The sequence below is a fragment of the Bradyrhizobium sp. B097 genome (assembly GCF_038957035.1).
Lineage (GTDB): Bacteria > Pseudomonadota > Alphaproteobacteria > Rhizobiales > Xanthobacteraceae > Bradyrhizobium.
Map to the genome: position 1 here is coordinate 8354583 of NZ_CP152412.1, position 26394 is coordinate 8380976.

The 26394-nt window shown below is 63.8% G+C and carries 31 protein-coding genes; 7 read left to right on the forward strand and 24 right to left on the reverse strand.

Features of this window, described 5'->3' with window-relative positions:
- Nucleotides 1–9 precede the first annotated feature (9 nt).
- Entirely contained in the window at nucleotides 10–375 is a 366-nt protein-coding gene (locus AAFG07_RS38455) for a methylamine utilization protein (RefSeq protein WP_342724798.1), read from the forward strand.
- A 20-nt stretch (nucleotides 376–395) separates the two neighbouring features.
- On the opposite strand, the gene AAFG07_RS38460 is transcribed toward AAFG07_RS38455, so the two are convergent.
- On the reverse strand, nucleotides 396–1379 hold the full coding sequence (locus tag AAFG07_RS38460) for a hypothetical protein (protein WP_342724799.1): 984 nt from the start codon (nucleotides 1377–1379) through the stop codon (nucleotides 396–398).
- 350 nt (nucleotides 1380–1729) lie between these two features.
- Here AAFG07_RS38460 and AAFG07_RS38465 point away from each other — a divergent pair, with 350 nt between their 5' ends.
- Nucleotides 1730–1858, forward strand: coding sequence for a hypothetical protein (locus tag AAFG07_RS38465; RefSeq protein ID WP_342724800.1), 129 nt, complete (start codon nucleotides 1730–1732; stop codon nucleotides 1856–1858).
- A gap of 30 nt (nucleotides 1859–1888) precedes the next feature.
- Here AAFG07_RS38465 and AAFG07_RS38470 read toward each other — a convergent pair whose 3' ends face one another.
- From AAFG07_RS38470 to urtA, 18 genes are all read right to left on the reverse strand, one after another.
- Nucleotides 1889–2917 (reverse strand): cytochrome c peroxidase, encoded by a 1029-nt coding sequence (locus tag AAFG07_RS38470; RefSeq protein ID WP_342724801.1) that lies wholly within the window; start codon nucleotides 2915–2917, stop codon nucleotides 1889–1891.
- A 186-nt stretch (nucleotides 2918–3103) separates the two neighbouring features.
- A complete protein-coding gene (locus tag AAFG07_RS38475) occupies nucleotides 3104–4765 on the reverse strand; it encodes an HWE histidine kinase domain-containing protein (protein WP_342724802.1) in 1662 nt (553 codons plus the stop codon).
- Between the two features lie 417 nt (nucleotides 4766–5182).
- Complete coding sequence (gene ureG, locus AAFG07_RS38480) at nucleotides 5183–5842, reverse strand: urease accessory protein UreG (protein WP_342724803.1); 660 nt, start codon at nucleotides 5840–5842, stop codon at nucleotides 5183–5185.
- A gap of 153 nt (nucleotides 5843–5995) precedes the next feature.
- Entirely contained in the window at nucleotides 5996–6733 is a 738-nt protein-coding gene (locus AAFG07_RS38485; protein ID WP_342729368.1) for an urease accessory protein UreF, read from the reverse strand.
- Nucleotides 6714–7334 (reverse strand): urease accessory protein UreE, encoded by a 621-nt coding sequence (locus tag AAFG07_RS38490; protein WP_342724804.1) that lies wholly within the window; start codon nucleotides 7332–7334, stop codon nucleotides 6714–6716. Before AAFG07_RS38490 ends, AAFG07_RS38485 begins: the two co-directional genes overlap by 20 nt.
- An 8-nt stretch (nucleotides 7335–7342) precedes the next feature.
- Nucleotides 7343–7642 (reverse strand): putative quinol monooxygenase, encoded by a 300-nt coding sequence (locus AAFG07_RS38495; protein WP_342724805.1) that lies wholly within the window; start codon nucleotides 7640–7642, stop codon nucleotides 7343–7345.
- A 114-nt stretch (nucleotides 7643–7756) separates the two neighbouring features.
- A complete protein-coding gene (locus AAFG07_RS38500) occupies nucleotides 7757–8056 on the reverse strand; it encodes a putative quinol monooxygenase (protein WP_024581875.1) in 300 nt (99 codons plus the stop codon).
- Nucleotides 8057–8105: 49 nt separating this feature from the next.
- Nucleotides 8106–9821 carry an urease subunit alpha gene (ureC, locus tag AAFG07_RS38505; protein WP_342724806.1) on the reverse strand — a complete coding sequence of 572 codons (1716 nt, stop codon included), beginning with the start codon at nucleotides 9819–9821 and terminating at the stop codon, nucleotides 8106–8108.
- Nucleotide 9822: 1 nt separating this feature from the next.
- Entirely contained in the window at nucleotides 9823–10377 is a 555-nt protein-coding gene (locus AAFG07_RS38510; protein WP_342724807.1) for an HD domain-containing protein, read from the reverse strand.
- A gap of 240 nt (nucleotides 10378–10617) precedes the next feature.
- Nucleotides 10618–11073, reverse strand: a complete 456-nt coding sequence (locus tag AAFG07_RS38515) for an endonuclease domain-containing protein (protein WP_342724808.1) — start codon at nucleotides 11071–11073, stop codon at nucleotides 10618–10620.
- A 100-nt stretch (nucleotides 11074–11173) separates the two neighbouring features.
- Nucleotides 11174–11479 (reverse strand): urease subunit beta, encoded by a 306-nt coding sequence (locus AAFG07_RS38520; RefSeq protein WP_342724809.1) that lies wholly within the window; start codon nucleotides 11477–11479, stop codon nucleotides 11174–11176.
- Between the two features lie 9 nt (nucleotides 11480–11488).
- Nucleotides 11489–11791: an urease subunit gamma gene (locus AAFG07_RS38525; RefSeq protein ID WP_342724810.1), complete on the reverse strand. Its 303-nt coding sequence runs from the start codon at nucleotides 11789–11791 to the stop codon at nucleotides 11489–11491.
- Between the two features lie 27 nt (nucleotides 11792–11818).
- Nucleotides 11819–12655 (reverse strand): urease accessory protein UreD, encoded by an 837-nt coding sequence (locus AAFG07_RS38530; protein WP_342724811.1) that lies wholly within the window; start codon nucleotides 12653–12655, stop codon nucleotides 11819–11821.
- A 50-nt stretch (nucleotides 12656–12705) separates the two neighbouring features.
- The gene (gene urtE / locus AAFG07_RS38535; protein WP_021076835.1) at nucleotides 12706–13401 is read right to left on the reverse strand and encodes an urea ABC transporter ATP-binding subunit UrtE; all 696 of its coding nucleotides are present in this window, start codon (nucleotides 13399–13401) and stop codon (nucleotides 12706–12708) included.
- Nucleotides 13402–13404: 3 nt separating this feature from the next.
- A complete protein-coding gene (gene urtD / locus AAFG07_RS38540; protein ID WP_050405363.1) occupies nucleotides 13405–14166 on the reverse strand; it encodes an urea ABC transporter ATP-binding protein UrtD in 762 nt (253 codons plus the stop codon).
- 4 nt (nucleotides 14167–14170) lie between these two features.
- Complete coding sequence (urtC, locus tag AAFG07_RS38545; protein ID WP_342724812.1) at nucleotides 14171–15340, reverse strand: urea ABC transporter permease subunit UrtC; 1170 nt, start codon at nucleotides 15338–15340, stop codon at nucleotides 14171–14173.
- A 184-nt stretch (nucleotides 15341–15524) separates the two neighbouring features.
- Complete coding sequence (gene urtB / locus AAFG07_RS38550) at nucleotides 15525–17135, reverse strand: urea ABC transporter permease subunit UrtB (protein ID WP_342724813.1); 1611 nt, start codon at nucleotides 17133–17135, stop codon at nucleotides 15525–15527.
- A 98-nt stretch (nucleotides 17136–17233) separates the two neighbouring features.
- Nucleotides 17234–18562, reverse strand: coding sequence for an urea ABC transporter substrate-binding protein (urtA, locus tag AAFG07_RS38555; protein ID WP_223966545.1), 1329 nt, complete (start codon nucleotides 18560–18562; stop codon nucleotides 17234–17236).
- A 215-nt stretch (nucleotides 18563–18777) separates the two neighbouring features.
- Here urtA and AAFG07_RS38560 point away from each other — a divergent pair, with 215 nt between their 5' ends.
- The 4 genes from AAFG07_RS38560 to AAFG07_RS38575 all read left to right on the forward strand — a co-directional run bounded on the left by AAFG07_RS38560 (nucleotide 18778) and on the right by AAFG07_RS38575 (nucleotide 21324).
- Nucleotides 18778–19098, forward strand: a complete 321-nt coding sequence (locus tag AAFG07_RS38560) for a hypothetical protein (protein ID WP_342724814.1) — start codon at nucleotides 18778–18780, stop codon at nucleotides 19096–19098.
- Nucleotides 19095–20525 (forward strand): DEAD/DEAH box helicase, encoded by a 1431-nt coding sequence (locus tag AAFG07_RS38565; protein WP_342724815.1) that lies wholly within the window; start codon nucleotides 19095–19097, stop codon nucleotides 20523–20525. Before AAFG07_RS38560 ends, AAFG07_RS38565 begins: the two co-directional genes overlap by 4 nt.
- Before the next feature lie 24 nt (nucleotides 20526–20549).
- A complete protein-coding gene (gene infA, locus AAFG07_RS38570; protein ID WP_016842649.1) occupies nucleotides 20550–20843 on the forward strand; it encodes a translation initiation factor IF-1 in 294 nt (97 codons plus the stop codon).
- Nucleotides 20844–21111: 268 nt separating this feature from the next.
- Entirely contained in the window at nucleotides 21112–21324 is a 213-nt protein-coding gene (locus AAFG07_RS38575; RefSeq protein WP_016842648.1) for a cold-shock protein, read from the forward strand.
- Nucleotides 21325–21459: 135 nt separating this feature from the next.
- Here AAFG07_RS38575 and AAFG07_RS38580 read toward each other — a convergent pair whose 3' ends face one another.
- The 5 genes from AAFG07_RS38580 to AAFG07_RS38600 form a co-directional block, all read right to left on the reverse strand.
- Nucleotides 21460–22107: a TadE/TadG family type IV pilus assembly protein gene (locus AAFG07_RS38580; protein ID WP_342724816.1), complete on the reverse strand. Its 648-nt coding sequence runs from the start codon at nucleotides 22105–22107 to the stop codon at nucleotides 21460–21462.
- Nucleotides 22098–22655: a TadE/TadG family type IV pilus assembly protein gene (locus AAFG07_RS38585; protein ID WP_342724817.1), complete on the reverse strand. Its 558-nt coding sequence runs from the start codon at nucleotides 22653–22655 to the stop codon at nucleotides 22098–22100. The genes AAFG07_RS38580 and AAFG07_RS38585 overlap by 10 nt, the downstream gene beginning before the upstream one ends.
- Before the next feature lie 169 nt (nucleotides 22656–22824).
- Nucleotides 22825–23334 (reverse strand): pilus assembly protein N-terminal domain-containing protein, encoded by a 510-nt coding sequence (locus AAFG07_RS38590; protein WP_342724818.1) that lies wholly within the window; start codon nucleotides 23332–23334, stop codon nucleotides 22825–22827.
- A 215-nt stretch (nucleotides 23335–23549) separates the two neighbouring features.
- On the reverse strand, nucleotides 23550–24995 hold the full coding sequence (locus tag AAFG07_RS38595; RefSeq protein WP_342724819.1) for a hypothetical protein: 1446 nt from the start codon (nucleotides 24993–24995) through the stop codon (nucleotides 23550–23552).
- A 24-nt stretch (nucleotides 24996–25019) separates the two neighbouring features.
- Nucleotides 25020–25850 (reverse strand): sterol desaturase family protein, encoded by an 831-nt coding sequence (locus AAFG07_RS38600; protein WP_342724820.1) that lies wholly within the window; start codon nucleotides 25848–25850, stop codon nucleotides 25020–25022.
- A 278-nt stretch (nucleotides 25851–26128) separates the two neighbouring features.
- On the opposite strand from AAFG07_RS38600, the gene AAFG07_RS38605 reads away from it, so the two are divergent.
- The gene (locus tag AAFG07_RS38605; RefSeq protein ID WP_092119027.1) at nucleotides 26129–26293 is read left to right on the forward strand and encodes a Flp family type IVb pilin; all 165 of its coding nucleotides are present in this window, start codon (nucleotides 26129–26131) and stop codon (nucleotides 26291–26293) included.
- Nucleotides 26294–26394 lie beyond the last annotated feature (101 nt).

Genomic DNA, 26394 nt, shown 5'->3' on the forward strand with positions numbered 1-26394 from the left:
GGGGGTCTCATGCAATCAGGCTTGTTGCGCATCCTGCGCCTCGGCCGGTCCAGCCGCGTGCCTTTAGTGGCCGCGATTGTCACGGGAGCGCTAGCCGGCGCCGCTCTGGGTGCGGCGCCTTACGTCATTTCGCAGAAGGATCGCGAATTCAAGCCCGCAGAGATCTCGATCAAGCGCGGCGAGATTTTACGATTCATTAACGATGACGGCGAACTGCTTCATCACGCTTATTTGAGCACCGATACGTTCAGTTTCGACTCGGGCGACCAGCAGCCGGGCAGCAAGTTCGACGTCACCTTTTCTGTGCCCGGCGACTACACGGTGCTGTGCGGCATTCATCCGAAGATGAAGCTTGCCGTCCACGTCGCCAAATAGTCCCCTCAGGGATCAACGATCTACAGGACCGAGGTCTTGAAGATCGCGGCGTGGCCGAAATAGTAGACGAACAGCGTCAGCGACAGCGCGGCGACAAGCGCGACCGGGGCAAGCCACGGCGCGCGACGATCGCGCGGCAACACCTTGTTGTCGGCGAGAATCGCAAACAGCACGGCGATGATCGCCGAGTGTCCGATGGTGTCGATCTTGCCGAATTCGAAGCACGCGCTGATGAACATCCCGGTCAGCACGGCGGCTGCGCAGCGCCGGATCAGCGGCGTCCAGATCAGGGCAAAGGCGAGCGTGAACTCCACCATGCCCGCGGCGCGCATGTAGAACTCATTGTCGAAGCCGAGGGTCATCCCGGTATGCTCGATCAGGAGCGGAAAGCTCCATTCCGGATAGGCCCATTTTTCGATCGAGGCCCACATCAGCGTCACCGCCGCGGCGTACCGCATCACGTCGATCGGGCGGATTCCGAACAGGTCCTTGTTCAGCCCGATCAGCGCAAAATAGGCGGCAACGCCGAGAAAAATCGGGTAGTCGGCGAGATGGAAGACGCCGTAACCGCGAACGCCGATGCCGAACAGGATCGCCATCCCCACGGCCGAGAGCGGCAGCGTGCGCCGCGACAGCATGCCGGCGGCGATGGCGAGCTGCAACGCGCCGACCAGCGGTGACGACGTCTTCAACTCGGGGGTCAGCAGGATCCCGCCCACGGCCCAGATCGAGATGAAGAAGAACGCGCAGACCGCGCGCATCATCAGTTCGGTGTGCAGCCGAAGTGCCTCGGTAATGCGGTCCAGCACCCGAATGGTCGCATCGCCGAGCAACGTCGGCTCGATCAGGCAGCCCGCAAACAGCCAGAAGACAGCGACACCGAGCAGCAGTTCAAAATCGAGGCAAAGGACATTCTCGAGTCCGCGGGGCTGACCGGCGACATCGTAAGCGCAAAACCATTTGACATGTGCCTCGGCACTGCGCGCGGCTACGACGCAAAACAAAACCGCTGCAAGGCACGTGGCGAAATAGGAGCGCACAGCCGACGCGGCATCTCGCTCCCGCCCATTAAACATTGAACCAACCGCCCACACACATATACGCTTAAGGACTTGTTTAACTTATATCAAATTTTACGCTTTGCGCCTGCCTCTGGACATCCGCTGGTTGCATTGTGGTTAATTGCGGCAGGCAGGCCCCAACCCGTCCCTCATTGCATCTTTTCTGGGCGGTTCCATCGAATTTTAGCTAATTCCGGCACGGGCGCTCAATTCAACTGTCGTAGTGAAACCCGGACAAATCGGATCGGGAGGCCGGTTAAATGTTCGGACTGTTGAGCGTCGTGAGTATCGGGGTGGGGTCAGCCCTCGCCTACGTGACAAAATCGTCCCCGTCGCGCACGGCGACCCTCGAGACCTGCGCCGGCGCGTTCCTGGTCGTCGGGCTCGGCCTGCTTGGGGCCGCGCTACCGCACCTCGCCTGACGAGCGCCCGTTCCAGACCCTCTGCTGTGCTCAGCGCGGCAATTTGGGGATCCCCGCCACCGGCGGGGCCGTAGCGGTCAGGGATTGCAGGAAGGCGATGAGGTCCTTCTTCTCGCCTGCCGTCAGAGACAACGGCTTGATGTCGGGCGACCGGCTCGGCCGTTCGATCCCGCCCTTGTTGTAGAGCTCGATGACATCTTCCAGCGTTGCGACCGATCCGTCGTGCATGTAGGGCGCACGGCGCGCGACATCGCGCAATGTCGGGGTCTTGAACGCGTATTTCAGCTTCGCCGAGGTCGGAAAGTAACGTCCGCGCCCGATGTCGTGGCCCTTGGCGGTGCCGATATCCTGGAAGGACCCGTCGGAGAAGGATGGGCCGCTGTGGCAGGACGAACAGCGTCCCTTGCCGTTGAAAAGCTCAAAGCCGCGCTGGGCCGTTGCGCTGATCGCGCTCTGGTCGCCCTTGATCCAGCGGTCGAACGGGGCTTCGCCTGCGACGATGGAACGCTCGAAGGTCGCCAGCGACTGCTCGATCCTCGGCCGCGTGATCGCGCCGTCGCCGAACGCGTGGGTGAATGCGTCGACATAGCCGGGGATCGCCGCGAGACGCGCGATCAATTCCGGCTCGGTCATGTTCAGGTTCATCGGGCTCAGGATCGGCCCGAACGCAACGGATTCGAGATCCTTGAACTTGCCGTCCCATCCCAGCGGCTCGAAGAAGGCCACATCGATCAGCGTCGGCGAACGGATCGGCAAGCCTTTCGGATCCTCACCGATGGCGCGCGGCAGGCCGTCGGCCCATGACAGGCTCGGCTTGTGGCAGCTCGCGCAGGAATGGGTCTTGGACCGCGACAGCAGCGGATCGAAGAACAACATCTGCCCCAGCGCGGATTTCGCCTCCGAATAGGGATTACTGCTCGGGAAGGGAACGACGTCGGGCCGGCGATAGCTGGCACGAATTGTCGCAGGGTCGTGCGGCGCCGTCGCCGGGGTCAAGGCAAGCGACAGCCCGACAGGCAAAACTGCCGCGAGCAAGGTCAGGCTGACCCAAAGCCTCATCGGGGTCCTCAGACGGTATCCTGCTCGGTATATGCCCAAGCATGTTCAACGAAGTTTTAACGCTCGGTTGCGGTCTATTACGGATGTCGGATTTCGACACAGATCACGTGAACCTCATCCGGCGCGCCTGATTTCGATCAATCCGCGCAATAACATAACCACTCAACCTGAGGCGGCTGCGGCGCTCTACCTCTTTGCCGGACGGACCGGCGCGGAGAGCTGCTCGGTGCGGTCGCGCTCGGTCATGTCAACCACCGTGTCCATCGGCGCGGTGAGCTCATAGACATAGGAGACGTCGGTGAAGTAGCGCTTCGCGGTGCCGCCCAGCGCCTCCGGCGCGACACGGTCGAGCAGGATCAGGCCGAAATCACTGTCGGCCCGCCGCGTCGCCTGGCTGGTGTTGAACTCTTCCCAGCGGAAATGGAAGACCGAGTCCGCATCCTCGCCGGCGACCTCCCAGTTGGCGACGATGTGCGGATGCTTGCCGACCAGCGACAGCCCTTCGTCGGAGTGCGAGGCGAGCTCGAAAAACAGCAGCGACAGCGATTGCGCGGCGCGGGCGCTGACGGTGATGTCGGGACCGTTCACCGCGATCCGGTCGGCATGCGGAATCGCGCGCGATTCGAACAGGCCCTTCAGCTTGACGCCTTGCCACTGGCTCTCGCTGAGCAGCGTGACGACATTCGACATCGCGTGGATGCGCCCGATCAACAGTTCGCGCGCGACGTCGATGTCGGCGCCGTGCCGCAGCGTGCGGGTCACGATCGACTGGATCACCGCGAGGATGTTCTTGACCCGATGGTTGAGCTCGTCGATGACCGCAGTCAGCCGGCGCTCGAAGCCGATCCTAACCTCGATCTCGCGGCTGAGGCGCAGATTGTTGTAGGCGACATAGCCGAACAGGCCGCAGACGATGCCAGTCAGCGCGAGGCCGATCGCCGCGACGATGGTCGCGGTCTGCTGTGCACGCACCGTGGCGTTGCTCTTGGCGTAGTAGTCGAGCGACCAGTCCCGGCCGCCGAACGTCACCGTGCGGACCATCGACGGCACCGGACCGTCCTGGCGCACCGCGCGCGAGGTGACGATGCCCTGCTCGTTGGCGGTGAACTCGTCATTGGAATCACGCGGGTCCTTCAACGCCACTGCAAACAGCGAGGAATCGTCGTTGGTCAGCATCAGCGACGACAGCTCATAGGAAAAGGTGATGAAGCCGGCCGGCTCGGACCCCCCCTCCTGAAACACCGGCGCAGCGAGCACGACCCCGACCGGGCCGTTCTGCCGCAGCAGCGGCACCGGGTCCGAGGCCACGGGCTTGGCGTTCTCCATTGCCCGCGCCAGCATCGGACCGACCACCGAGTGGCGGTCGAAGGCGCGGCCCGGGATGCTCAGGGTTTCCGGATTGCGCGGCTCGACATCCATCAGCACGTTGATCGGCTTGTCGAGCGCCTTGATGTCGAGCGCCTGGTCGTCGAAATCGCGGATCGAGGGATTGGTGAAGCCGGCGGCCTTCAGCTCCGCCTCGGCCGCGGTCAGCTCGTTCGGCTTGAGCCGCGCGATCCAGGCGGCGACGACGAAATCGGTCTTGAAGGCGTAGATCGCCGAGCGCAGCGGCTGCAGCATATTGGCCTTGACCATCGACGGGGTCCGGAACAGTCCCGAGGCCACCCGCGCCAGCAGCTCGCGCTCGGTCAGGCGGTCCTGCACCAGGCTGGCATGGACGTCGATCGCCCGCGCCAGTGCGATACCGTCGATTGCGAGCTCCTGATCGTGCACCCGATAGGCCGCAAGACCGGAGAGCAGAACCCCGATCAGCGCAATCAATGCAACGATGAAGCCCAGTCGAACCACACGCTTACTCGGCAATCAGGGGGTGGCGAAAGGGGACGGTAGGCATCTGGCTTCTGCGGGGGCGGCGACAGATCAGGGTGCGATGAACGCCAGCCGCAAGGGAATATGGAATAGCGATCATCGGTACGCAACAGGAGCCGGTCGGCAACATTAACGACGACGCCATCCGGCGGTCTTTGGCGGCACCAAAGGTTGCTAATCGTCAAAGTTGGAAATTGTTCCGGCGATTGGGCAGCTTTTTTGCGACGGCCCGACGCCCAGCCTAGTGCCTCACCGTCATCCTGAGGTGCGAGCGGAGCGAGCCTCGAAGGATGGACGGCCCAGCTGGTGGCCGTCGATCCTTCGAGACGCGCTGCGCGCTCCTCAGGATGACGGGGCAGGCAGCCGGTGCTAGTGATCCGCCACAATGATTAACGACTAGCCCGCCTTCGTACTCGCCTTGGCCGCCTTGCCCGGGTCCTGCGACCGAAGGCCACCCTTGGTCTCGATGAAGCTGATGATGCGGTCGAGGCCGTCGCTCTTCTTCAGATTGGTCATCACGAAGGGCCGCTCGCCGCGCATCCGCCTGGCGTCGGTGTCCATCTTCTCCAAGGACGCACCGACATGGGGCGCGAGGTCGATCTTGTTGATCACCAGAAGGTCGGATCGCGTGATGCCGGGGCCGCCCTTGGAGGGGATCTTGTCGCCGGCGGCGACGTCGATGACGTAGATCGTCAGATCCGCCAATTCCGGCGAGAAGGTCGCCGCCAGATTGTCGCCGCCGGATTCGATCAGGACCAGGTCGAGATCGGGGAATTTCGCCCGCATGTCGGCGACCGCGGCGAGGTTCATCGAGGCGTCCTCGCGGATCGCGGTGTGCGGGCAGCCGCCGGTCTCGACGCCGGCGATGCGGTCCGGCGTCAGCGAGCCGGAGCGCACCAGAAACTCGGCATCCCATTTGGTGTAGATGTCGTTGGTGATCGCAGCGATGTCGTAACGCTCGCGCATCGCCTTGCAGAGCAGGTCCATCAGTGCGGTCTTGCCGGAGCCGACCGGACCGCCGACGCCGACACGCAACGGACCATGAGAAGTTGCCATATCAATCCATCCATCGTCGTCCCGGCGAAGGCCGGGACCCATTACCACCGAATTGAATTGTTGCGATACGCTGGGGCCGCAGCTCTGCACAACCACAAGCGCCTGTGGTTATGGGTCCCTGCTTTCGCAGGGACGACCCGGCAGTGTAGCGCATCATGACCGGAACAGCCTCGTATACTGCGCTTCATGACGCAGGCTTGCGAGGTCGGCCCGAAAGGTCGCGCTGCCGAGATCGTCGAGCGAAGCTGCGTTGGCCCGCGCCGCCGTTGCGGCAACGACCGGCTCGAGACCGGCCAGCACGCGCTGGCTGTCGGTCTGCCCGAGCGGGATCAACCGGCTGCCTGCGGAAATCCAGTTGGAGAGCACGGCATGCAGGAAGGCATGCAGCGACGGCGCCAGCCGGATGCCATGCGCAGCGCTGACGACGCCGACCGCGACCGGGTACACGATCGGCCCGTCGCAAGCCGCGATCATCGCGTCGAGGCCGGACGAACTCCAGGCCGCGCGGGCGATCTCGATGAAGGCGCGTCCCTGCGTCGTGGTCTCGAGTTGTCGCTCCCGCGACGGCACGAAGGCGGCCGCGAGCTCGGCGATCTCCTTCAATCCGGCGTGGCCGGGCTCCGACGCCGCGCGATGGCTCTGTGCGAGGAACACGGCGTCGCAAAAGCCGCTGCCGTCGGTGAGCATCGCCGCGAGCCAGCCGCGCAGCGACGCGGCATCGGTGATGTCGCCGGCCTCGACCGCCCATTCGATGCCGCTGGAATAGGCGAACGCCCCGACCGGGAAGGACGGCGACAGCCACGTCATCAGCCGGTACAGCGCGGCCGCCTCGTCCTCCGCCATCCCGCCGCGCACCGCAGCGGGATCAGGCTCATTTGTGGTCATGAGCATGGGAGTGGTCGTGGTGATGATGGGCATGGTCGCAATGCTCATCATGATGATTGTGGTCGTGGTCATGCGCGTGATCGTGACCATCACCGTGGTGGTGACCATGGTCGTGCGGGTCGCTATGGGCATGATCGTGCCCGGTGTGACCATGCGCGGGCTCGTCGGCATGGGCGTGCTCGGCATAGGCGCCGCCCTCGGGATCGAACGGCGCCTCGATCTCGATGACACGGGCCCCTAACCCCTTCACCATCGCCTCGATCACGTGATCCCTGCGAATGCGCAGGCCCTTCGGCATGATCTGCGTCGGCAGATGGCGGTTGCCAAGATGCCAGGCGACCCGGATCAGATGATGCGGATCGCTGCCGCGGATTTCCGCGAGCGGCTCGGGAGCAGCGACCACCTCGACGAGGCGGCCGTCCTCCAGCACCAGCGCGTCGCCGCCGCGCAGCGCGACGGCGTTCTCGAGATCGAGCAGGAATTCGAGCCCGCGCGTCCCGGTCATTGCCATCCGCCGCCGGTGCCGGTCGTCGAAATCGAGCACGACGGTGTCGGCTGCCGCTTCTGTCCAGCGATGCTGTCCCAGGACTTTGGTTGCGCGGATCATCGATTGCCTCAGAGCTTCTGAACCTTGGCGTCGCTGATGATCTCGATCACCGTCGGCCCGGTCTTCATTTCGGCGGAATATTCGCGCCACACCTTGATGTGCGGCGCCTTGCTGTGCGCGGTCAGGTCGTCGCGGGTCTCCCAGCGCTCAACGACCACATACAGATTGGGATCGTTGACGCTGACATGGCCCTCGTAGGAGAGGCAACCCTTCTCCTTGTGGGTCTCGGCGATGCACGCCTTGTGTCCCCTGATGAAGTCGTCCTTGTTCTCAGGCTTCATCGGCGTGGTGGCGATGACATAGATCATGGTGTTTCTCCCGTTCTTGTTCTTGCTTCAAGCGCGAGGATCGCGCTCGAAGCCTCTTTTTTGTTTAAGCATGATCTTTCCGAAAAACCGCTTCACACTTTTCCGGATCATGCTTTAGCGAACGTCGACCTTCTCGGGCGTGATCACCTCGATCTTCGGCGGCGCGGCCATGCACTTCACCGCAACGCGGCCGAACGTCTTCATGTGCTCGGCGGTGCGATGCGGCACCAGCGCCTCGGCGTTCTCCCACTGCTCGACGAACACCATCTTGCTGTGGTCGGTGACGCTCTCGTGCAAGTCGTAGGCGATGTTGCCGGGCTCCTTGCGGGTTTCCTTGATGCAGGCCGTCGCCGCAGCGATGAATTCGGCGCGGGTCTCGGGCTTGATGGTCAGCGTGGCAACGACGTAAATCACGGAAATTCCTCCCGGTTTTCTGTTCTGGCTTTGGATACCGGGAGCGGTTTTAGAACATAAAGTAGCGCTGTGCCATGGGCAGCACCTCGGCCGGCGCGCAGGTCAGAAGCTCGCCGTCTGCGCGTACCTCATAGGTCTCCGGATCGACCTCGATCTCGGGCGTCGCGTCGTTGTGGATCATGCTCTTCTTGGAGATCTTTCCGCGGGTGTTCTGCACCGCGTAGAGCTTCTTGCCGATCCCGAGCTTGCGGGCGAGGCCGCCGGTGACCGCAGCCTTCGAGGTGAACACCACAGAGGAGGCGGTCAGCGCCTTGCCGAAGGCGGCGAACATCGGCCGGTAATGCACCGGCTGCGGCGTCGGGATCGATGCGTTGGGATCGCCCATCGGCGCCGCCACGATCGAGCCGCCCTTGATGATGCAGTCCGGCTTGACGCCGAAGAACGCCGGCGACCACAGCACCAGATCGGCCATCTTGCCCTTCTCCACCGAACCGATCAGCTTCGACACGCCATGCGCGATCGCCGGGTTGATGGTGTATTTGGCGATGTAGCGCTTGACGCGGAAATTGTCGTTGTCGTTGCCCTTGTCCTGCGGCAGCGCTCCGCGCTGCTTCTTCATCTTGTCGGCGGTCTGCCAGGTGCGGATGATCACCTCGCCAAGCCGGCCCATCGCCTGCGAGTCCGACGACATCATCGAGAGCGCGCCGAGATCGTGCAGGATGTCCTCGGCCGCGATGGTCTCCTTGCGGATCCGGCTTTCGGCAAACGCCAGATCTTCGGCGATCGACGGATCGAGGTGATGGCACACCATCAGCATGTCGAGATGCTCGTCGATGGTGTTGCGGGTGAACGGCCGGGTCGGGTTGGTCGAGGACGGCAGCACGTTCTTCAGGCCGGCAATCTTGATGATGTCGGGCGCGTGGCCGCCGCCGGCGCCTTCGGTGTGGAAGGCATGGATGGTGCGGCCCTTGAACGCCTTCACAGTGTCCTCGACGAAACCGGATTCGTTCAGCGTGTCCGAATGCAGCATCACCTGGACGTCGTAATCGTCGGCCACCGACAGACAGGTGTCGATCGCCGATGGCGTGGTGCCCCAATCCTCGTGCAGCTTCAGCGCGCAGGCGCCGCCCTTGATCATCTCGACCAGCGCCGCCGGGCGCGAGGCGTTGCCCTTGCCCGAGATGCCGAGATTGACCGGGAAAGCGTCGAACGACTGGATCATCCGCCCCATGTGCCACGGGCCGGGCGTGCAGGTGGTGGCGAAGGTGCCGTGCGACGGGCCGGTGCCGCCCCCTAACATCGAGGTGACGCCAGACATCAGCGCGTGCTCGATCTGCTGCGGGCAGATGAAGTGGATGTGACTGTCGAATCCGCCCGCGGTGAGGATCTTGCCCTCGCCCGCGATCACGTCGGTGCCGGGGCCGATAATGATGGTGACGTTGGGCTGGATGTCCGGATTGCCGGCCTTGCCGATCGCGGCGATCATGCCCTCCTTGATCGCGACGTCGGCCTTGACGATGCCCCAGTGATCGACGATCAGCGCATTGGTGATGACCGTATCGGCCGCACCCTGCGCGTTGGTCACCTGCGACTGCCCCATACCGTCGCGGATCACCTTGCCGCCGCCGAACTTCACCTCCTCGCCATAGGTGGTGAGATCCTTCTCGACCTCGATGATCAGATCGGTGTCGGCAAGCCGCACCTTGTCGCCGGTGGTCGGGCCGAACATGTCGGCATAGACGGAACGCTTGATCTTCACGGACATATCAGCCCCCAGTTTCAGCCAGCGCGGCCTTGGCGCGCGCGATGGTGTCATCAAAAATGCGGTCGAGCCGCGGATTGATCCCCCGGCAACCGGCAACGACCTTGTCGGCCCAGGCGGCATAATCGGCGAGATCGTCGCGCTCGTCCTTGCCTGGATGCGGCACGATGCGGGCGCCGATATTGCTGATCTTGTCGGCCGTCTTGATCAGCTTGGCGCCGGGCGATTTGTGCGGAGCATCCTCGATCTGCTTTTGCCGGCGTGCGGCCTTTGGCAGGCTCATGTCGTCGGTGCATTCGACCACCAGCGCGGCAACGCGTTCGCTGAACTTTTGCGCGAGCTCCTCGCGCGTGGTCTCGGTGTCCTCGATGGTGTCGTGCAGCCAGCCGGCCGCCACCAGCTCGGCATCGGCGCCGTCAGTCACCTGCGCCAGCAGGTTCGCGACCTCGGCCAGATGGTTGATGTAAGGCTCATTCCCCCGCCCCTTGCGCGCCATGCCGTTGTGACGGCGCGCAGCAAGCTCGGCGGCTTCGGAGACCATGCGAACTGGAGGGAGCATGCGGCTACAAAGCTCCTCTGCAGAGGCGCGCGTTGCAGATCCGCGTTGCACTGGATTCCCGGATCTGTTCCGCCGGCGCCCGGGGCTTACCCCTCTCCCCAACCCTCCCCCGGCGCAAGTCGGGCCTGCCCGACTTGCGCAAATCAATTATGCGCAACCGGGGTAGACCCCGGTTGCGTGGGGGAGGGAGCCTGAAGAGTGTGCTCACCTCACGTCTCGTAGGGATTTCTCCACTTCGCATCACAACTTCTCCGCTCCATCAACATTAGATGTAAGGGAGGCATCGGTGGAAGGGTTCCCTCCCCCCTTGCGGGGGAGGGTTAGGGAGAGGGGTGTCGCTTGCTCCACTGCCTGAAGGATCGCAAGAGCGACACCTTCGAGATTTTTCAGCACGTCGTTGTTGGTGAAGCGGAGAACACGGTAGCCGCGCGACGTGAACCAGGCGTCTCGTCGCTCGTCGTGACGAACTCGTTCATCGAAATCGTGGCTTTCGCCGTCAACTTCAACAACCAGCTTGCAAGAATGCGCGACAAAATCGGCGATGTAATTGCCGATCGGCACTTGCCGACGGAAGTTGAGACCCGCTAGGCGATCGGCTTTCAAGTACCGCCACAGCAGCGTCTCCGCGCGCGTCATCGCACGGCGGAGCTGTTTGGCGCGATCGCGCTGGATGTCGCTCACTTGAGTGTGCGGCATACCCCTCTCCCCACCCTCCCCCGCAAGGGGGGAGGGAGCCTGACCGGAGTGCTCACCTCACTATCGACCATCACCATCACACTCGCCGCTTAGATTACAATCACAGCTTCCCCTTCACCTCGGCGCGGAAGCCGTAGATCACGCGCTTGCCGGCGAGTGCGACGAGGTGGACTTCGCGGGTCTGGCCGGGCTCGAAGCGGACGGCGGTGCCGGCGGCGATGTCGAGGCGCATGCCGCGGGCCTTCTTGCGGTCGAATTTCAGCGCCGGGTTGGTCTCGAAGAAGTGGTAGTGCGAGCCGACCTGGATCGGGCGGTCGCCGGTGTTGGCGACCGAGAGCGTCACGGTCTTGCGGCCGGCATTGAGCTCGATCTCGCCGTCCTTGATGAAGAGTTCGCCGGGGATCATGTCGCGCTCCTATCGGATCGGCTCGTGCACGGTGACGAGCTTGGTGCCGTCGGGGAATGTCGCCTCGACCTGGATGTCATGGATCATCTCCGGGATGCCATCCATCACCTGCGCGCGGGTCAGGACCTTCGCGCCGGCCTGCATCAGCTCGGCGACGGTGTGGCCGTCGCGTGCGCCCTCGACGATATAGTCGGTGATCAGCGCCACCGCTTCGGGATGGTTCAGCTTGACGCCACGCTCGAGCCTGCGGCGCGCCACCATGGCCGCCATCGAAACCAGGAGCTTGTCCTTTTCGCGGGGAGACAAATTCATGCGAGCACTCTGATGATCTTGAAAGGATTAGTTGAGCCACAGCCGCGGCAGCGGCACGGCGGAGGCGCGACCGAGCACCGCCATCATGTCGGCGCGCAGCCGGGCCGCATCTTGGGCACAGAAGCGCGCCATTGCAAAGCCATTCCAGGCGGAGATGCCGACCTCGGCGCCGAAGCTGTCAGACGCCTCGCGGATGTGCGCGACCAGCGCCTCGTCGCCCGGCACGATCAGCGCGGTGCCGATCGCGCAGCCGCCCCCTGCGATCGCAGGCCTTGCCAGCTTCTCGCCGATCTCGCCGTCGAGGCGGATGGTCTCGGCAAACACCAGCCGGCCGCTGCGCCGCATCCGCCAGCGGTCGACGAACTCGCCGTGGCGCATGGTCTCGCCCATCGCAGCACGGCCGAACACCACGATCTCGCACAGCAAAAGCGAGGCGCCCTCGGCCAGGTCGATGTCGAAGCCGCGATGAATACGGGCGCGGTCGAACAGGATGGTCTCCTGCGGCAGCCAGGAGAGATGCGCACCGTCAGCGACCTTCAGCGCGATGTCGAGCCGCGCCGCGGCGCCGGGGGCGCGATAGACCTTTTCGGCGGCCGCGGTGGTCAAGGTCAGGCGGGTGCCCTCTCCGGCTGAGATCGCAATCTCGAAGCGGTCGCCGCCGGCAATGCCGCCGGCGGTGTTGACGAACATGGCCGACAGGCCGTCGTCCTCCGGCGACGGAAAACGCACGCGCAGCGAGCCCGATTCATGGAGATCATCGCGGCGGGTGGCGCCATCCTTGCGATGCACGCCGAACCTGACCGCGCCCTGGGCGCGGTTTGCCGCAAACGTTGCCGCTGCCGCGCCTGCGATCCCGGTCCGCATTCCCCCGAAGCTCCCTTGCGCGCGCCGCGAAAGGCGGCGTCACATCATTTTCACAGCGCCATCTGGCGGCTGATCTCGGCGGGATCGAGGCTTGCGCGATCGCAGGCGTATTTCACCGCACCCCGGTCCATCACGGCAAAACTGTCGCCGAGTTCGCAGGCAAAGTCGAGATATTGTTCGACCAGCACGATTGCGATGTTGCCGAGGTTGCGCAGATAGGAAATCGCGCGGCCGATGTCCTTGATGATCGAGGGCTGGATGCCTTCGGTCGGCTCGTCGAGCAGCAGGAGCTTTGGCCGCATCACCAGCGCGCGGCCGATCGCAAGCTGCTGCTGCTGGCCGCCGGAGAGATCGCCGCCGCGGCGGCCCAGCATGGTCTGCAGCACCGGAAACAGCGAGAACACGTCGTCGGGGATGTTGCGGTCCTCGCGCTTCAGCGGGCCGAAGCCGGTCTTGAGGTTTTCCTCCACCGTCAGCAACGGGAAGATCTCGCGACCCTGCGGCACGAAGCCGATGCCGCGCCGCGCCCGCTCATAGGGCTTTAGCGCTGTGATGTCCTTGCCGTCGAAATTGATGGCGCCGGAGGCGATCGGATACTGGCCGACCATGGCGCGCAGCAGCGAGGTCTTGCCGACGCCGTTGCGGCCGAGCACGCAGGTGACCTTGCCCGGCTCCGCGGTCAGCGACACGCCGCGCAGCGCCTGCGCCGCGCCGTAATAGAGGTTGATGTTGTCGACCTTCAGCATCGCCTAGCGCCCCAGATACACTTCGACCACCCGCTCGTTCGACGACACCTGGTCGATCGAACCTTCGGCGAGCACCGTGCCTTCGTGCAGGCAGGTCACCTTGACGCCGAGCTCGCGCACGAAAGTCATGTCGTGCTCGACCACCATGATGGTGTGGTTCTTGTTGATCTCTTTGAGCAGCTCGGCGGTCAAATGGGTCTCGACATCGGTCATGCCGGCGACCGGCTCATCGACCAGCAGCACCTTGGGATCCTGCGCCAGCAGCATGCCGATCTCGAGCCACTGCTTCTGGCCGTGCGACAGGCTGCCGGCGAGGCGGTTGCGCGCATCGGTCAGGCGGATGGTCTCGAGCACCTTGTCGATGCGCTCGGACTCGGCCTTGCTGCCGCGCCAGAACAGCGTGCCGCGCACGGAATGATCGACATTGAGCGCGAGCAGCAAATTGTCCTGCACAGTCTGGCTCTCGAACACCGTCGGCTTCTGGAATTTGCGGCCGATGCCGAGCTCGGCGATGCGGGTCTCGTCGAGCCGGGTCAGGTCGACGGTGCCGTCGAACAGCACGGTGCCCTCGTCCGGCTTGGTCTTGCCGGTGATGATGTCCATCATCGTGGTCTTGCCGGCGCCGTTCGGGCCGATGATGGCGCGCATCTCGCCGGGCGCGAGCGTCAGCGACAAATTGTTGATGGCGTGAAAGCCGTCGAACGAGACGTGCACGCCGTCGAGATAGAGCATGGCCGAAGTGGCGCGGGTATCCATGACGTTCATCTGCCTACTCCGCCAGGTTCGGTGCGCCGACACCGTCTTCGCGTGCGGCGCTTTCCTTGTCGGCCGCAAGGGCCGCGCTGCGCCGCGTCTCCCACCAGCTGTTGAAGGTGCCGACGATGCCCTTGGGCAACAGCAGCGTGACCAGGATGAACAGCGCGCCCAGCATGAACAGCCAGTACGGCGCGAGCGGCCCCGAGGTGAAGAACGTCTTGGCGTAGTTGACGACGACGGCGCCGAGCGCGGCGCCGATCAGCGTGCCGCGACCGCCGACCGCGACCCAGATCACCGCCTCGATCGAGTTGCCGGGCGCGAACTCGCTCGGATTGATGATACCGACCTGCGGCACGTAAAGCGCGCCGGCGACGCCGGCCATGCAGGCCGACAGCGTGAACACGAACAGCTTGTAGGACTCGACGCGATAACCGAGGAAGCGGGTGCGGCTTTCGGCGTCGCGCACCGCGATCAGGACCTTGCCGAGCTTCGAGGTCACGATCGCGCGGCAGATCAGGAAGGCGATGATCAGCGCCAGGCAGCTCAGCAGGAACAGCGCAGCACGGGTGCCTTCGGCCTGCACGTTGAAGCCGAGGATATCCTTGAAGTCGGTCAGGCCGTTGTTGCCGCCGAAGCCGAAATCGTTGCGGAAGAACGCCAGCAGCAGCGCATAGGTCATCGCCTGCGTGATGATCGACAGATAGACGCCGGTGACGCGCGAGCGGAAGGCGAGCCAGCCGAAGCAGAAGGCGAGCAGGCCCGGCACCAGCAGCACCATCAACGCGGCAACCCAGAACTTGTCGAAGCCGTACCAGTACCAGGGCAGCTTGTCCCAGTTCAGGAACACCATGAAGTCGGGCAGGATCGGATTGCCGTAGACGCCGCGGCTGCCGATCTGCCGCATCAGGTACATGCCCATGGCGTAGCCGCCGAGCGCGAAGAACGCGCCGTGGCCGAGCGAGAGGATGCCGCAATAGCCCCAGATCAGGTCGATCGAGAGCGCGAGGATGGCGTAGCAGACATATTTGCCCCACAGCGCCACCAGATAGGTCGGCACCTGGAACATCGAGCCCTGCGGCAGCAGCAGGTTCGACATCGGGATCAGCACGCCGACCGCGGCGACGAGCAGGACGAACGCGGTCGCGGCGCGGTCGAGCGAACGGGTGAGGATGTGCGGCGTCATTGGCGAACTCCCTTGCCTCCCCCGCTTGCGGGGGAGGCCGACGCGCGCATCAGCGCGCGGCGGGTGGGGGTCTCTCCACATCGGGAGTGTACCGTGTGGAGAGACCCCCACCCCAACCCTCCCCCGCAAGCGGAAGAGGGAGTCGCAGCGCACTTCGGGGCAGTCATTGGTGGCTCAAAGCAGGTCATGCTTCCACCGCCCGGCCCTTGAGCGCGAACAGGCCGCGCGGCCGCTTCTGGATGAACAGGATGATCAGCACCAGGATCGCGATCTTGCCGAGCACCGCACCTGCCACCGGCTCGAGGAACTTATTGGCGATGCCGAGCGTGAAGGCGCCGACCAGCGTGCCCCAGAGATTGCCAACGCCGCCGAACACCACGACCATGAATGAGTCGATGATGTAGCTCTGGCCGAGATTCGGACTAACATTGTCGATCTGCGACAGCGCAACGCCGGCAATGCCGGCGATCCCCGAGCCGAGGCCGAAGGTCAGCGCGTCGACGCGCGAGGTGGCGATCCCCATCGAGGCCGCCATGCGGCGGTTCTGCGTCACCGCGCGCATCTCGAGCCCGAGCGCGGTATAGCGCAGCATCGCGAGCAAGATGGCGAACACCGCGAGCGTGAAGCAGAGGATCCAGAGCCGGTTATAGGTGATGGTGATCTGGCCGAGCTCGAAGGCGCCGCTCATCCAGGAGGGATTGCCGACCTCGCGGTTGGTCGGGCCGAACGCGGTTCGCACCGCCTGCTGCAGCACCAGCGACAGGCCCCAGGTCGCGAGCAGCGTCTCCAGCGGACGGCCGTAGAGGAAGCGGATGATGGTGCGCTCGATCACGACACCGATGAGGCCGGCGACCAGGAAGGCGAGCGGCACCGCGATCAGCAGCGAATAATCGAACAGCGCGGGATAGCGGGTGCGGATCACCTCCTGCACCACGAAGGTGGTGTAGGCCCCTAACATCACCATCTCGCCATGCGCCATATTGATGACGCCCATCACACCGAAGGTGATGGCAAGCCCGATCGCAGCGAGCAGCAGCACCGAGCCGAGCGACAGGCCGTACCACGCATTCTGCACCATCGACCACATCGCGAGACTGCTCTGGATCGAGGTGACCGCGGTAGCCGCCGCCTTGGCGACCGACGGCGGCTGGTCGCCGAGCCCGGTGAGCAGCGCCAGCGCCTCCTGGTCGCCGCGGGCCTTGACCACGGCGACGGCGTCGAGCTTGTCGCTGTCGGATGCATCCGGCTTGAACAGGATGATGACGGCGCGCGCCTCGGCGAAAGCCTGCTTGATCGATTTGACGCTCTCCTTGGCGAGCGCGCCCTCCACGGTCGGCAGCAGGTTCTCCTCGTGGCTCTTGAACACCGATTGCGCAGCCGCGAGCCGCTTGGCCGGATCCGGCGACAGCAGCGTCAGGCCGCCGAGCGCGGCCTCCACGGTGCGGCGCAGGCGGTTGTTGAGGCGAACGGCGGCGGCATTGTCGGGCAGCTTGTCGACGGCCGCGCCGGTCGCGGCGTCGACGATCTTGCCGTCGGCCTGCGTGATGAAGACCTTCTTGCTGTCCGGATCCGCCGACAGCCGGCCGTCCTGCAGCGCGCCGATGATGGGCGAAGCGAGCGCATTGCCCGATGCGGCGACTTCGCCGATCGCAGCCTCGGTGTCGGAGAACTCGTCATTGGCGAATTTGGCGACCGAATCCTCGAACGGGCCGGCCAGCACCGGCAGGGCAAGGCAGCTCAGCAGCAGGATCGAGAGAAACAGAGTGCGAAAGCGATCAATACAAATAGCAAACACGTCAGTACCCCGGCAGGAGTGGAGGAGAAGGCGGCGAGCGATGCCGCCTTCTCCGGTGTTGGAAGGTTGTGTTGTGTCGTTAGGTCAGGAGTGCCCGATTACGAGCCCTGGCCGCCGCACTTGTTGGTCTTGGTGTTGTAGTTGCCGCACTTCTTGCCGACCCAATCGCCGATCAGGTCCTTGGAGCCTTCGAGCTCCTTCGACCAGGCGTCGCCGGCCACCAGGCCCGGGGTCTTCCAGACCACGTCGAACTGGCCGTTGCCCTTGATCTCGCCGATGAACACCGGCTTGGTGATGTGGTGGTTCGGCAGCATCTTCGAGGTGCCGCCGGTCAGGTTCGGCGCCTCGGTGCCGGGAAGCGCGTCGATCACCTTGTCCGGATCGGTCGACTTCACTTTCTCGACCGCCTTCACCCACATGTTGAAGCCGATGTAGTGCGCTTCCATCGGGTCGTTGGTCACGCGCTTCGGATTCTTGGTGTAGGCCTGCCACTCCTTGATGAACTTCTCGTTCGCCGGGGTCTTGATCGACTCGAAGTAATTCCAGGCGGCGAGATGGCCGAGCAGCGGCTTGGTGTCGATGCCGGCGAGCTCTTCTTCGCCGACCGAGAACGCGACCACCGGGATGTCGGTCGCCTTGATGCCCTGGTTGCCGAGCTCCTTGTAGAACGGAACGTTGGCGTCGCCGTTGATGGTGGAGACCACGGCGGTCTTCTTGCCGGCCGAGCCGAACTTCTTGATATCGGCCACGATCGTCTGCCAGTCGGAGTGACCGAACGGCGTGTAGTTGATCATGATGTCGTCCTGGGCGACGCCCTTCGACTTCAGATAGGCTTCCAGGATCTTGTTGGTGGTGCGCGGATAGACGTAGTCGGTGCCGGCCAGCACCCAGCGCTTCACCTTCTCGTCCTTCATCAGATAGTCGACGGCGGGGATCGCCTGCTGGTTCGGCGCCGCGCCCGTGTAGAACACGTTGCGCTCGGATTCCTCGCCCTCATACTGCACCGGATAGAACAGGATGTTGTTCAGCTCCTTGAACACCGGCAACACGGACTTGCGCGACACCGAGGTCCAGCAGCCGAACACGACCGCAACCTTGTCCTTGGTGATCAGCTCGCGGGCCTTTTCGGCAAACAGCGGCCAGTTCGATGCGGGGTCGACCACGACGGCCTCGAGCTTCTTGCCGAGTACGCCGCCCTTCTTGTTCTGCTCGTCGATCAGGAAAAGGATCGTGTCCTTCAGCGTGGTTTCGCTGATGGCCATGGTGCCCGACAGCGAGTGAAGAATACCAATCTTGATGGTGTCGTCGGCCGCTTGGGCAGGCGCGAACGGCGAGGACGCAGCCAGACCCAAAACCAGGCCGGCGGTCGCCGCGAGCGCGCGGCGGCGGGTCATCGTCGTTATTTTGTGAGTAAGCTGAGTAAGCATGAAATGTCGTCTCCCTGACGCAGGCGTGGAACGCTTGCGAACGGCCGCTTGGCCGCCTGCGGTTAAGGGAATCGCAAGAACTGTGCCACGGTGTGTGGGCACCGTAAGCCGATGAACCAATTAGATAATTTCACGAGTTCCGGGCAAATACGGAAAGCGATTGCCCAATCATTGAGCCGTCAACTTGACTGCCGAAAGAGCAATCAGGTTATTTTATGGGCAAAATTACCTTCTTGGCTAAATTTCCGGCACCGATTTGTGACAGTTTGCGCGATGGTTCGGCGCATTCGGCGCACCAATCCCGACGATATCATCTTGAAACCGCCCAGTTCCTGGTCCATATCCTCGCCATGCCCGCGACATCGCGGTGCCTTCGCGAGCTGCGTGTTCAAGCCGCCCCAAGCGGCTTCTGGCTCGCCTTTCAGCTAACCCAGCTTGACGCCCCAGACACGCGGGTGTCCCCGAATGCTTTCATGCGATTCCGGCCGATACTGGCCGGGACGATGACGGCTTTTATGGAAAGAACCACCTTTTGACCTCCTTTCAGGATTTCGGCCTCGCCGATCCCATCGCCCGCGCGCTCCGAGAAGAAAACTATCTCACGCCGACCCCCATCCAAGCCCAGACCATCCCGCTCGCACTTGCCGGCCGCGACGTCGTCGGCATCGCCCAGACCGGAACCGGCAAGACCGCGTCCTTCGCGCTGCCGATCCTGCACCGGCTGCTCGAGAACCGCATCCGCCCGCAGCCCAAGAGCTGCCGCGTGCTGGTGCTCTCGCCGACCCGCGAACTGTCCGGGCAGATCCTCGACAGCTTCAACACCTATGGCCGCCACGTCCGGCTGTCCTCGACGCTCGCCATCGGCGGCGTGCCGATGGGCCGCCAGGTCCGTTCTCTGATGCAGGGCGTCGAGGTGCTGGTCGCCACCCCCGGCCGCCTGCTCGATCTCGTGCAGAGCAACGGGCTGAAGCTCAACCAGGTCGAGTTCCTGGTGCTCGATGAAGCCGACCGCATGCTCGACATGGGCTTCATCAACGACATCCGCAAAATCGTCGCCAAGCTGCCGATCCGGCGGCAGACGCTGTTCTTCTCGGCCACCATGCCCAAGGACATCGCCGAGCTCGCCGAGGCGATGCTGCGCGACCCGGCCCGCGTGGCGGTGACGCCGGTGGCCTCGACGGTGGATCGCATCGCGCAGCGCGCGATCCAGGTCGATTTCGCCGCCAAGCCGACGGTTCTCGCCCAGCTTCTGAAGCAGGAGCAGGTCAATCGTGCCCTGGTGTTTACCCGCACCAAGCACGGCGCCGACAAGGTGGTGAAGAGCCTTGCCAAGGCCGGCATCGAGGCCAATGCGATCCACGGCAACAAGTCGCAGAACCATCGCGAGCGCACGCTGGCGGCATTCCGCTCCGGCGAGATCCGCACGCTGGTGGCGACCGATATCGCCGCCCGCGGCATCGACGTCGACGGCGTCAGCCATGTCGTGAACTTCGACCTGCCCAACATCCCGGAGACCTACGTCCACCGCATCGGCCGCACCGCGCGCGCCGGCGCCGACGGCATCGCGATCTCGCTGGTCGCCGGCGCCGAGGAGATGGGCTATCTGCGCGATATCGAGCGGCTGATCCGGATTACCGTGCCGCGGGAAGACCGCCGCACCCAAGGCGGCTCCTCTGGCAGCCGCGAGGCCGCCGCGCCCGCATCGGCGACCCACCCCCACCGGGGCGGCCGCTCTGCGCCGCGCGCGCATAATGTCCGTGGGAATGAGCCCGCTCCAAGTGCAAAAGGGCCTCGCCGCCGCCGCCGTCGGGGTGGTAATAATGGCGCGCCGCAGACGAGCCGGGGCGAGTCGCCGCGTCCGTCGCAGGCCGGCAACAGCGAAGGCATTCAGGGCGTCGCCTTCTTGCATCGCGAGAGCCGGCCGAATCCGCAACCCAACCGCAACAACCGACCGAAGCACTAGCCGTCGCTCGATCTGGAGAACCATATGGCTAAGGAAGAGCTGATCCAGTTCGAAGGACTGGTGACCGAAATCCTCCCCGACGCTCGTTACCGGGTGCAACTCGATGCCGGACACGAGATCGTCGCCTACACCGCCGGCAAGATGAAGAAAAACCGCATCAAGACGCTGGCCGGCGACCGCGTCACGATCGAAATGTCGCCCTACGATCTCGAAAAGGGCCGCCTGATTTTCCGGCACAAGGACGAACGTCCGAGTGGCGCACCCGGCGGTCCGCCGCGGGGCGGCGCACAGCGCGGCGGCCAGTTCCGCCGCCGATAGGCTGGACATTGCAACCGTTGGGCGCATGACGTCCTGATGTCCTGCGCAACAATTGGCCGGCGGCTGCGCCGGCCAAAAAATCGCGCACGTCAGGATTGTTTTGAACCCTTCTATCGAATAATATCCTACCCATCGATTTTCGGCCGGACGACATTAGCCAATACCGGTACAGCCGGTTCAGACGCTGACGACCCTTCCAAAAATTCGATCTCACCACCCCGCCGACAAGCGGGTCTTGAACTTGTATATCTGAGAAGGGACTACCCACGTGAGCATGGGAACCGTGAAGTGGTTTAACGCGACCAAGGGCTACGGCTTCATCCAGCCGGATGAAGGCGGGAACGACGTGTTCGTGCACATCAGTGCAGTCGAGCGCGCCGGCCTTGGCACTCTGCGTGAAGGCCAGAAGATCTCCTACGAGATCGTTGCTGACCGCCGTTCCGGCAAATCCTCGGCCGACAATCTGCGCGCCGCTGGATAAGCCGATTTCCCGGGAGCGCGAAGCTCCAGGAAATTGTCGTCAAAGCATCAAGGGCCGCACCTTCGGGTGCGGCCCTTTTTGTCTGGATCGCATTTTTCTTCATGCGAACCGGTGGCCACTTCGCGCGAGAACGCTCTAGTAGGTCGAGCAGGTCGTCGGCATGGTGGCGGAGGTCGGGGCATAGAACACGCAAACCGACTGCCGCGGCCGCGTAAAGGCAACGTCGCTGAAGGTGATGCCGGCCTTGGCCATCACGTAGCCGACGGCCGGGCGGTATTTGTAGCTCACTTCGCCGAAGATCAGATAGGTGCCCGCAACCAGCAGCGCCGGCGGAACGATGCTTGTTACAATGTCACCCTGACTGCGGCTTGAGGCCGTCACGGTGGCCTGCGTGGCCCCCGAGGCGATCGTCCCGGCCTTGCTCCACTGTATGTGCGCGATGTTCGAGTTATCGACGTAGATTTCCGACAACGTGACCTTGGTCGGTGACGCATCGTAGGGCGTCATGATGCCGACACTGGCGCTGAAGAAGTTCTGCAGGTCGGCATCCACCACCTGCGTCGCCTGCGAGGTGAGATCTGACGCGGCGCGCGCCATCAGCGTGACCTTGCGGTCGACCGCGACACCGGATGAAAATTCGACGGTGCCGAAGAACATCACCAACATCAGCGGCATGATGAAGGCAAACTCGACGGCGGCGAGGCCCCGGCGGTCGCGCGCGAGAGCAGCAACTGAGCGCAGCAAGGCCGCAGACAGGGTTTTCACGTTCTTGCTCATGAGCATGTGGTCCCTGCGGTTCCGGACGGCTCGTTCTTGAATGTCGCGGTCGCGATCAGGAGCCGTTTGCCACCGGGGAGATTCGAGGCGTTGAAGCCGAGCTGGGTGACAAACAGCTGCCATTGATAGAACAGCCGGACCACCACGACGTCGCCGTCCTTGCCGGGACACCATTTCACCTGGGTGGGATCGGAGATCGGCGTGATGTTGACGCTGCTGAAGCCTGTCGCAGACGGATAGCTGCGGACGTCGACATAGATGCCGTTGTTGCAGTCGAACAGCGCATTGGTGACCCGGCCACAGACATAGGCCTTGAACTGCGCTTGGGTATAGCTCGCGCCCTGGGCCTGGCCGGTCATGATGAACCGAGACGAATCCTGCGTCGCCGTCTCGAGCACCTGGCTCGCAAAGAAGATCATTGCCACTTCGATGATCGCAAAAAGCAGCCCGAAAAACAGCGGCGCGACCAGCGCAAATTCGACCGCGGTCACACCACTACGGTTACGGCGAAAGCGACGGATGAGGCGTGCAAAAGAATTGGCGGGCAGCGGCATCAACGACCCCGGATCAACATGGTGGCAACAACTACCCAAGAGTCATTGTCGAAGTATTTCGCCGGATCGAGACAGAGCGACCCGATCCGTTAGGCCTTTATTAAGCATGTCGGCGAACGGCCTGCGATCGGCCAAGGCCCCGGCGCGTGAAGCGCCGAGCGGACGCACGTCAGTTCTGCGGCTTCGCGGCGCCGCCCGAACCGGAGGCCTGGCTGCTGAGCGTACCGGCCTGGTCCATGGTCGACTTGAAATAGGACTCGCCGTCACCGAGGGTGATGCGGCGCTGACAGACCGGCATGCAGCTGTAGGTCTCGCGATCGATGCCGCGATAGACGGTGACGAGTTGGTCGCTCGGAGGGCCTTCAACCTGGATCTGGCGATCCACCACCACCTGGCCGGTGCGGTCGAGTGCGATGAAATTGGTCGCGCCATAGCCCTTGCCGGTCACGACAACAACCCCGCCATTCTGCAAGGTAACGTCGGCGATCAGGGGATTGCCGACCACGATCGTGGCAATGCCGCCCGGCAGCCTGACGAGCTTGGCCTGATCGACATTGACCGCGATCCGGTCGGGATCCGGCGCTGCCGTTGCGAGTGCGGGCCCCAGCAGCAAGGCTGCGGCCATCGAGATGAAACCAATGCGCGTGGCGGCGCGAATACGCTGGGACTGAAACGACATACTCTACCCCGGGACGTTAACAGGCCGGCAAAGACGATACGCTGCGGACCGGCGCCCGACACTGGCAAATCTGACGGCAATTCATTTAGGAAGAGCAAAGATCGACCGCCGAATTGCGCGGATGTCACGACTTCCCGAGCGGATCGGCCAACCGTCCGGTACCTCGCGCAAGACTATCCGGTCGCCGCCGTCGTCCCGCCATCGGGCGGGCGGCTTCAACTGGCGGCGCGGACGTGAACGACCACACGCTCATCGGCGTAGAGGCGCTGCCATCCTCCGATGTGATCCAGCAATTTGGACGCCGGCGTGGTCGGATCGAGCATCACCGCATCGATGTCATGGGTCGCGAGCAGATTGAGGAAGCCGTTGACGTCCTTGAGCTGAAGCGCACGGACCAAGCTCATGCCGAACGCCTCGCCGTAGAGTTCGGCACGCCCGTCGATGAACACCGGCATCTGACGCCAGATCAGGTAGCCGCCGAACTGCAGATCGTTGAGCACGCGCTTGACGTTGTGCGCCTTCATCGCGTCAACGGCGGCAGCCGGCGAATACATCGGCGGTGGCGATATCACCTGGCGCGCGGCAACGACTGAGGTCCACGCGCAAAGCCCGACGATAAGGATTGCGGCCGGAACGACTCTCGGGCGGACGGCGCTGGCGGCACGCAGCCCGAACTGGGTGGCGACCGGCGTCAGCACGGCCAGCGGCAGCAGCAGGGCGAACAGCTCGAGATTTCTGACATGGGACAGCGCCATGTGCAGCAAGCCCAGCACCAGGATGATTCGCGGCAGCGGCAACCTCGCCCCGTAGTAGACCGCAGCGCCGAGCAGGCCGAGGATCGATAGTCCAAACGGGTCGATCTCGCCGAACGTCGCCGGCCTCCACTCCGTGATGAGATGCAGCAATTCACCGAGGCCGAGAATCCTGAGCGAGGCGAGGATCGAGCCCCAGCCATAAGGGGTCGCGCAGCACGCAGCCAGTGCGCCGATGCCGAACGCCCCCCAGCGCAGCGCCAGCGCCGACCTTTGAGCCGGCAAGGCATTCCACATCGCATCGAGCGCAAATGCGCCGGCCAGGACCAAACCAAACAGGAAGCCGCCGTGCAGATTGGCCCACAGCGCGATCAGCGGCAGTAGCCAGAACGAAGGCGCCTCGCGGCGTTCGCTGGCGGTCATCAGGCCGTTCGCCCAGACGATCATGATGGGCATCGCCAGGACATGCGGACGGGCCAGCAGGTGCCCGCAGGTCAGAACCAGCGCCGCAAGGGCGATCAGGCTCGCGTAGATCGTCGGCAGCGCGCGGCTCAGGATGGCGGTGAGCAGCGCGAAGCTGGCAGCGGCGCAGGCGGCCGCCAGCGCCGCCGGGCCGGTCCAGCCGGCGAGGTCATAGGCCTTCGCGAACAGAACCTGCGCCAGCCAGGACGACGACACCCACGGCTCACCGGCCTTGGTGAACGAATACAAGTCGACGGACGGCAGCGTGCGATGGTCGAGGATCCAGCGGCCGACGGCAAGCTGCCAGTAGGTGTCGGAATCGGCGAGCAGCCTGTCGCCGACCAACAGCAGCAGCGCATAGACGCCGCACGCCATCCAGAACCAGGCCGGAAGCTCGGCGAACGCGGAGGCTTTCGCGCGCGAGAAGGTCGCGGTCTCAGCGCTCATGATGGCACCGGCCGGCTGGCGGCGTCATTGCCGGAACGGATAGGCCAACTGTCCGCCGATCTCGGACGGCACGCCCTGCTCGGCATCGACCCCGTAATCTTCCGGAAGCTTGCCTTCGGGCATCCGGAACGTTCCGAACAGAATATCCCAGAGCGGAAACGTGCCCGCGAAATTGGTGTCGCCGCCGTCCTCGAGCCCGGTGTGATGCCAGCGGTGAAACACCGGCGTCGCGATCACGTATTTGAACGGGCCGAGCGTCCAGTTCAGGTTGGCGTGCACGAATGCCGAATGGAAAGTGGTGAACGGGCCGACCCACAGCATGATGTTCGGCGAGATACCCGCCATCAGCAGGATCACATCGACAGTGATCGTGCCGATCAGAAGATTGACCGGATGGAAGCGTGCCGCCGAGATCCATTCAAGATCCTCGGAGGAATGATGAATGGCGTGGTACTTCCAGAAGGCCCCGCCATGGAACATCCGGTGCAGCCAGTACAGCATGAAATCGGAGGCGACGAGGAAGATAATGGACTGCAGCCAGAGCGGAAGCTGCGCCAGAGGGCCATGCCCGTTCTCGTAGAACGCGATCAGATCGTCGGCGTCGTGAACGTTGAACACCACGGCTGCGCCCACCACCAGGAGCCCGATCCGCAGCACGCGGGCGAACACCGGCACGAAGAACCAGTAGCAGATGTCGGTGACCAGCTCACGCTTCTGCCACCACGGCTTGCCGGGATTGCAGGCCCAGAAATGAGTGAGCACCGTGAAGAACAGCGCCAGCGCGATCGTGATCGGCACCACCTTCATCATCGTCTGGCCGATCATCTCGATGACTTCAAAGGGAAGGCTGGGCATGACGGCCTCATCTGACGGAAGCCCCATCGGTATAGATGTGCGCTTAAGGAGCCGTGAACAGGTGCCGATAGCGGGTCCCGGCAACAATCTGCAATCTTAGCGGACCGCTTAATTCCAAATTTACTGTGCGCAACAACTGCGAGTTCCCGCTGTGTTTAATCGATCAAATTAACTGCGCCGAAATTGTCGAACCGTAGGGTGCCGGAATGGTCACGGTGCTGAGAACGCCGGCGAGACCAAACCTAGTTCGACCAGCCACGTGTACACAGGAGTTACTTATGAAGAACCTCGTTTCGCGCTTCGTGAAGGACGAATCGGGCGCGACCGCCATCGAATACGGCCTGATCGCCACCGGTATCGCCATCGCGATCATCGCTGCGGTCAACGGCGTCGGCAAGAACCTCTCGGGCACCTTCAACACGGTCGCCAGCTCGCTGAAGTAATCCGGTTCCCAGGAACTCGCATCAAAGGTCCCGGCACCCCCGGGACCTTTGCTATTTGGCGGACCGGCCGTCGGCGCCTCGATGGCGACCACGGCGACCTT

Excerpts from the sequence above, each read along its gene's own strand:
- AAFG07_RS38455 (WP_342724798.1), top strand. The coding sequence starts at position 10 with ATGCAATCAGGCTTGTTGCGCATCCTGCGCCTCGGCCGGTCCAGCCGC.
- AAFG07_RS38470 (WP_342724801.1), bottom strand. The coding sequence starts at position 2,917 with ATGAGGCTTTGGGTCAGCCTGACCTTGCTCGCGGCAGTTTTGCCTGTC.
- ureG (WP_342724803.1), bottom strand. The coding sequence starts at position 5,842 with ATGGCAACTTCTCATGGTCCGTTGCGTGTCGGCGTCGGCGGTCCGGTC.
- AAFG07_RS38485 (WP_342729368.1), bottom strand. The coding sequence starts at position 6,733 with ATGCTCATGACCACAAATGAGCCTGATCCCGCTGCGGTGCGCGGCGGG.
- AAFG07_RS38490 (WP_342724804.1), bottom strand. The coding sequence starts at position 7,334 with ATGATCCGCGCAACCAAAGTCCTGGGACAGCATCGCTGGACAGAAGCG.
- AAFG07_RS38495 (WP_342724805.1), bottom strand. The coding sequence starts at position 7,642 with ATGATCTATGTCATCGCCACCACGCCGATGAAGCCTGAGAACAAGGAC.
- ureC (WP_342724806.1), bottom strand. The coding sequence starts at position 9,821 with ATGTCCGTGAAGATCAAGCGTTCCGTCTATGCCGACATGTTCGGCCCG.
- AAFG07_RS38510 (WP_342724807.1), bottom strand. The coding sequence starts at position 10,377 with ATGCTCCCTCCAGTTCGCATGGTCTCCGAAGCCGCCGAGCTTGCTGCG.
- AAFG07_RS38515 (WP_342724808.1), bottom strand. The coding sequence starts at position 11,073 with ATGCCGCACACTCAAGTGAGCGACATCCAGCGCGATCGCGCCAAACAG.
- AAFG07_RS38520 (WP_342724809.1), bottom strand. The coding sequence starts at position 11,479 with ATGATCCCCGGCGAACTCTTCATCAAGGACGGCGAGATCGAGCTCAAT.
- AAFG07_RS38525 (WP_342724810.1), bottom strand. The coding sequence starts at position 11,791 with ATGAATTTGTCTCCCCGCGAAAAGGACAAGCTCCTGGTTTCGATGGCG.
- AAFG07_RS38530 (WP_342724811.1), bottom strand. The coding sequence starts at position 12,655 with ATGCGGACCGGGATCGCAGGCGCGGCAGCGGCAACGTTTGCGGCAAAC.
- urtE (WP_021076835.1), bottom strand. The coding sequence starts at position 13,401 with ATGCTGAAGGTCGACAACATCAACCTCTATTACGGCGCGGCGCAGGCG.
- urtD (WP_050405363.1), bottom strand. The coding sequence starts at position 14,166 with ATGAACGTCATGGATACCCGCGCCACTTCGGCCATGCTCTATCTCGAC.
- urtC (WP_342724812.1), bottom strand. The coding sequence starts at position 15,340 with ATGACGCCGCACATCCTCACCCGTTCGCTCGACCGCGCCGCGACCGCG.
- urtA (WP_223966545.1), bottom strand. The coding sequence starts at position 18,562 with ATGCTTACTCAGCTTACTCACAAAATAACGACGATGACCCGCCGCCGC.
- AAFG07_RS38560 (WP_342724814.1), top strand. The coding sequence starts at position 18,778 with ATGGGCAAAATTACCTTCTTGGCTAAATTTCCGGCACCGATTTGTGAC.
- infA (WP_016842649.1), top strand. The coding sequence starts at position 20,550 with ATGGCTAAGGAAGAGCTGATCCAGTTCGAAGGACTGGTGACCGAAATC.
- AAFG07_RS38580 (WP_342724816.1), bottom strand. The coding sequence starts at position 22,107 with ATGCTCATGAGCAAGAACGTGAAAACCCTGTCTGCGGCCTTGCTGCGC.
- AAFG07_RS38585 (WP_342724817.1), bottom strand. The coding sequence starts at position 22,655 with ATGCCGCTGCCCGCCAATTCTTTTGCACGCCTCATCCGTCGCTTTCGC.
- AAFG07_RS38590 (WP_342724818.1), bottom strand. The coding sequence starts at position 23,334 with ATGTCGTTTCAGTCCCAGCGTATTCGCGCCGCCACGCGCATTGGTTTC.
- AAFG07_RS38595 (WP_342724819.1), bottom strand. The coding sequence starts at position 24,995 with ATGAGCGCTGAGACCGCGACCTTCTCGCGCGCGAAAGCCTCCGCGTTC.
- AAFG07_RS38600 (WP_342724820.1), bottom strand. The coding sequence starts at position 25,850 with ATGCCCAGCCTTCCCTTTGAAGTCATCGAGATGATCGGCCAGACGATG.
- AAFG07_RS38605 (WP_092119027.1), top strand. The coding sequence starts at position 26,129 with ATGAAGAACCTCGTTTCGCGCTTCGTGAAGGACGAATCGGGCGCGACC.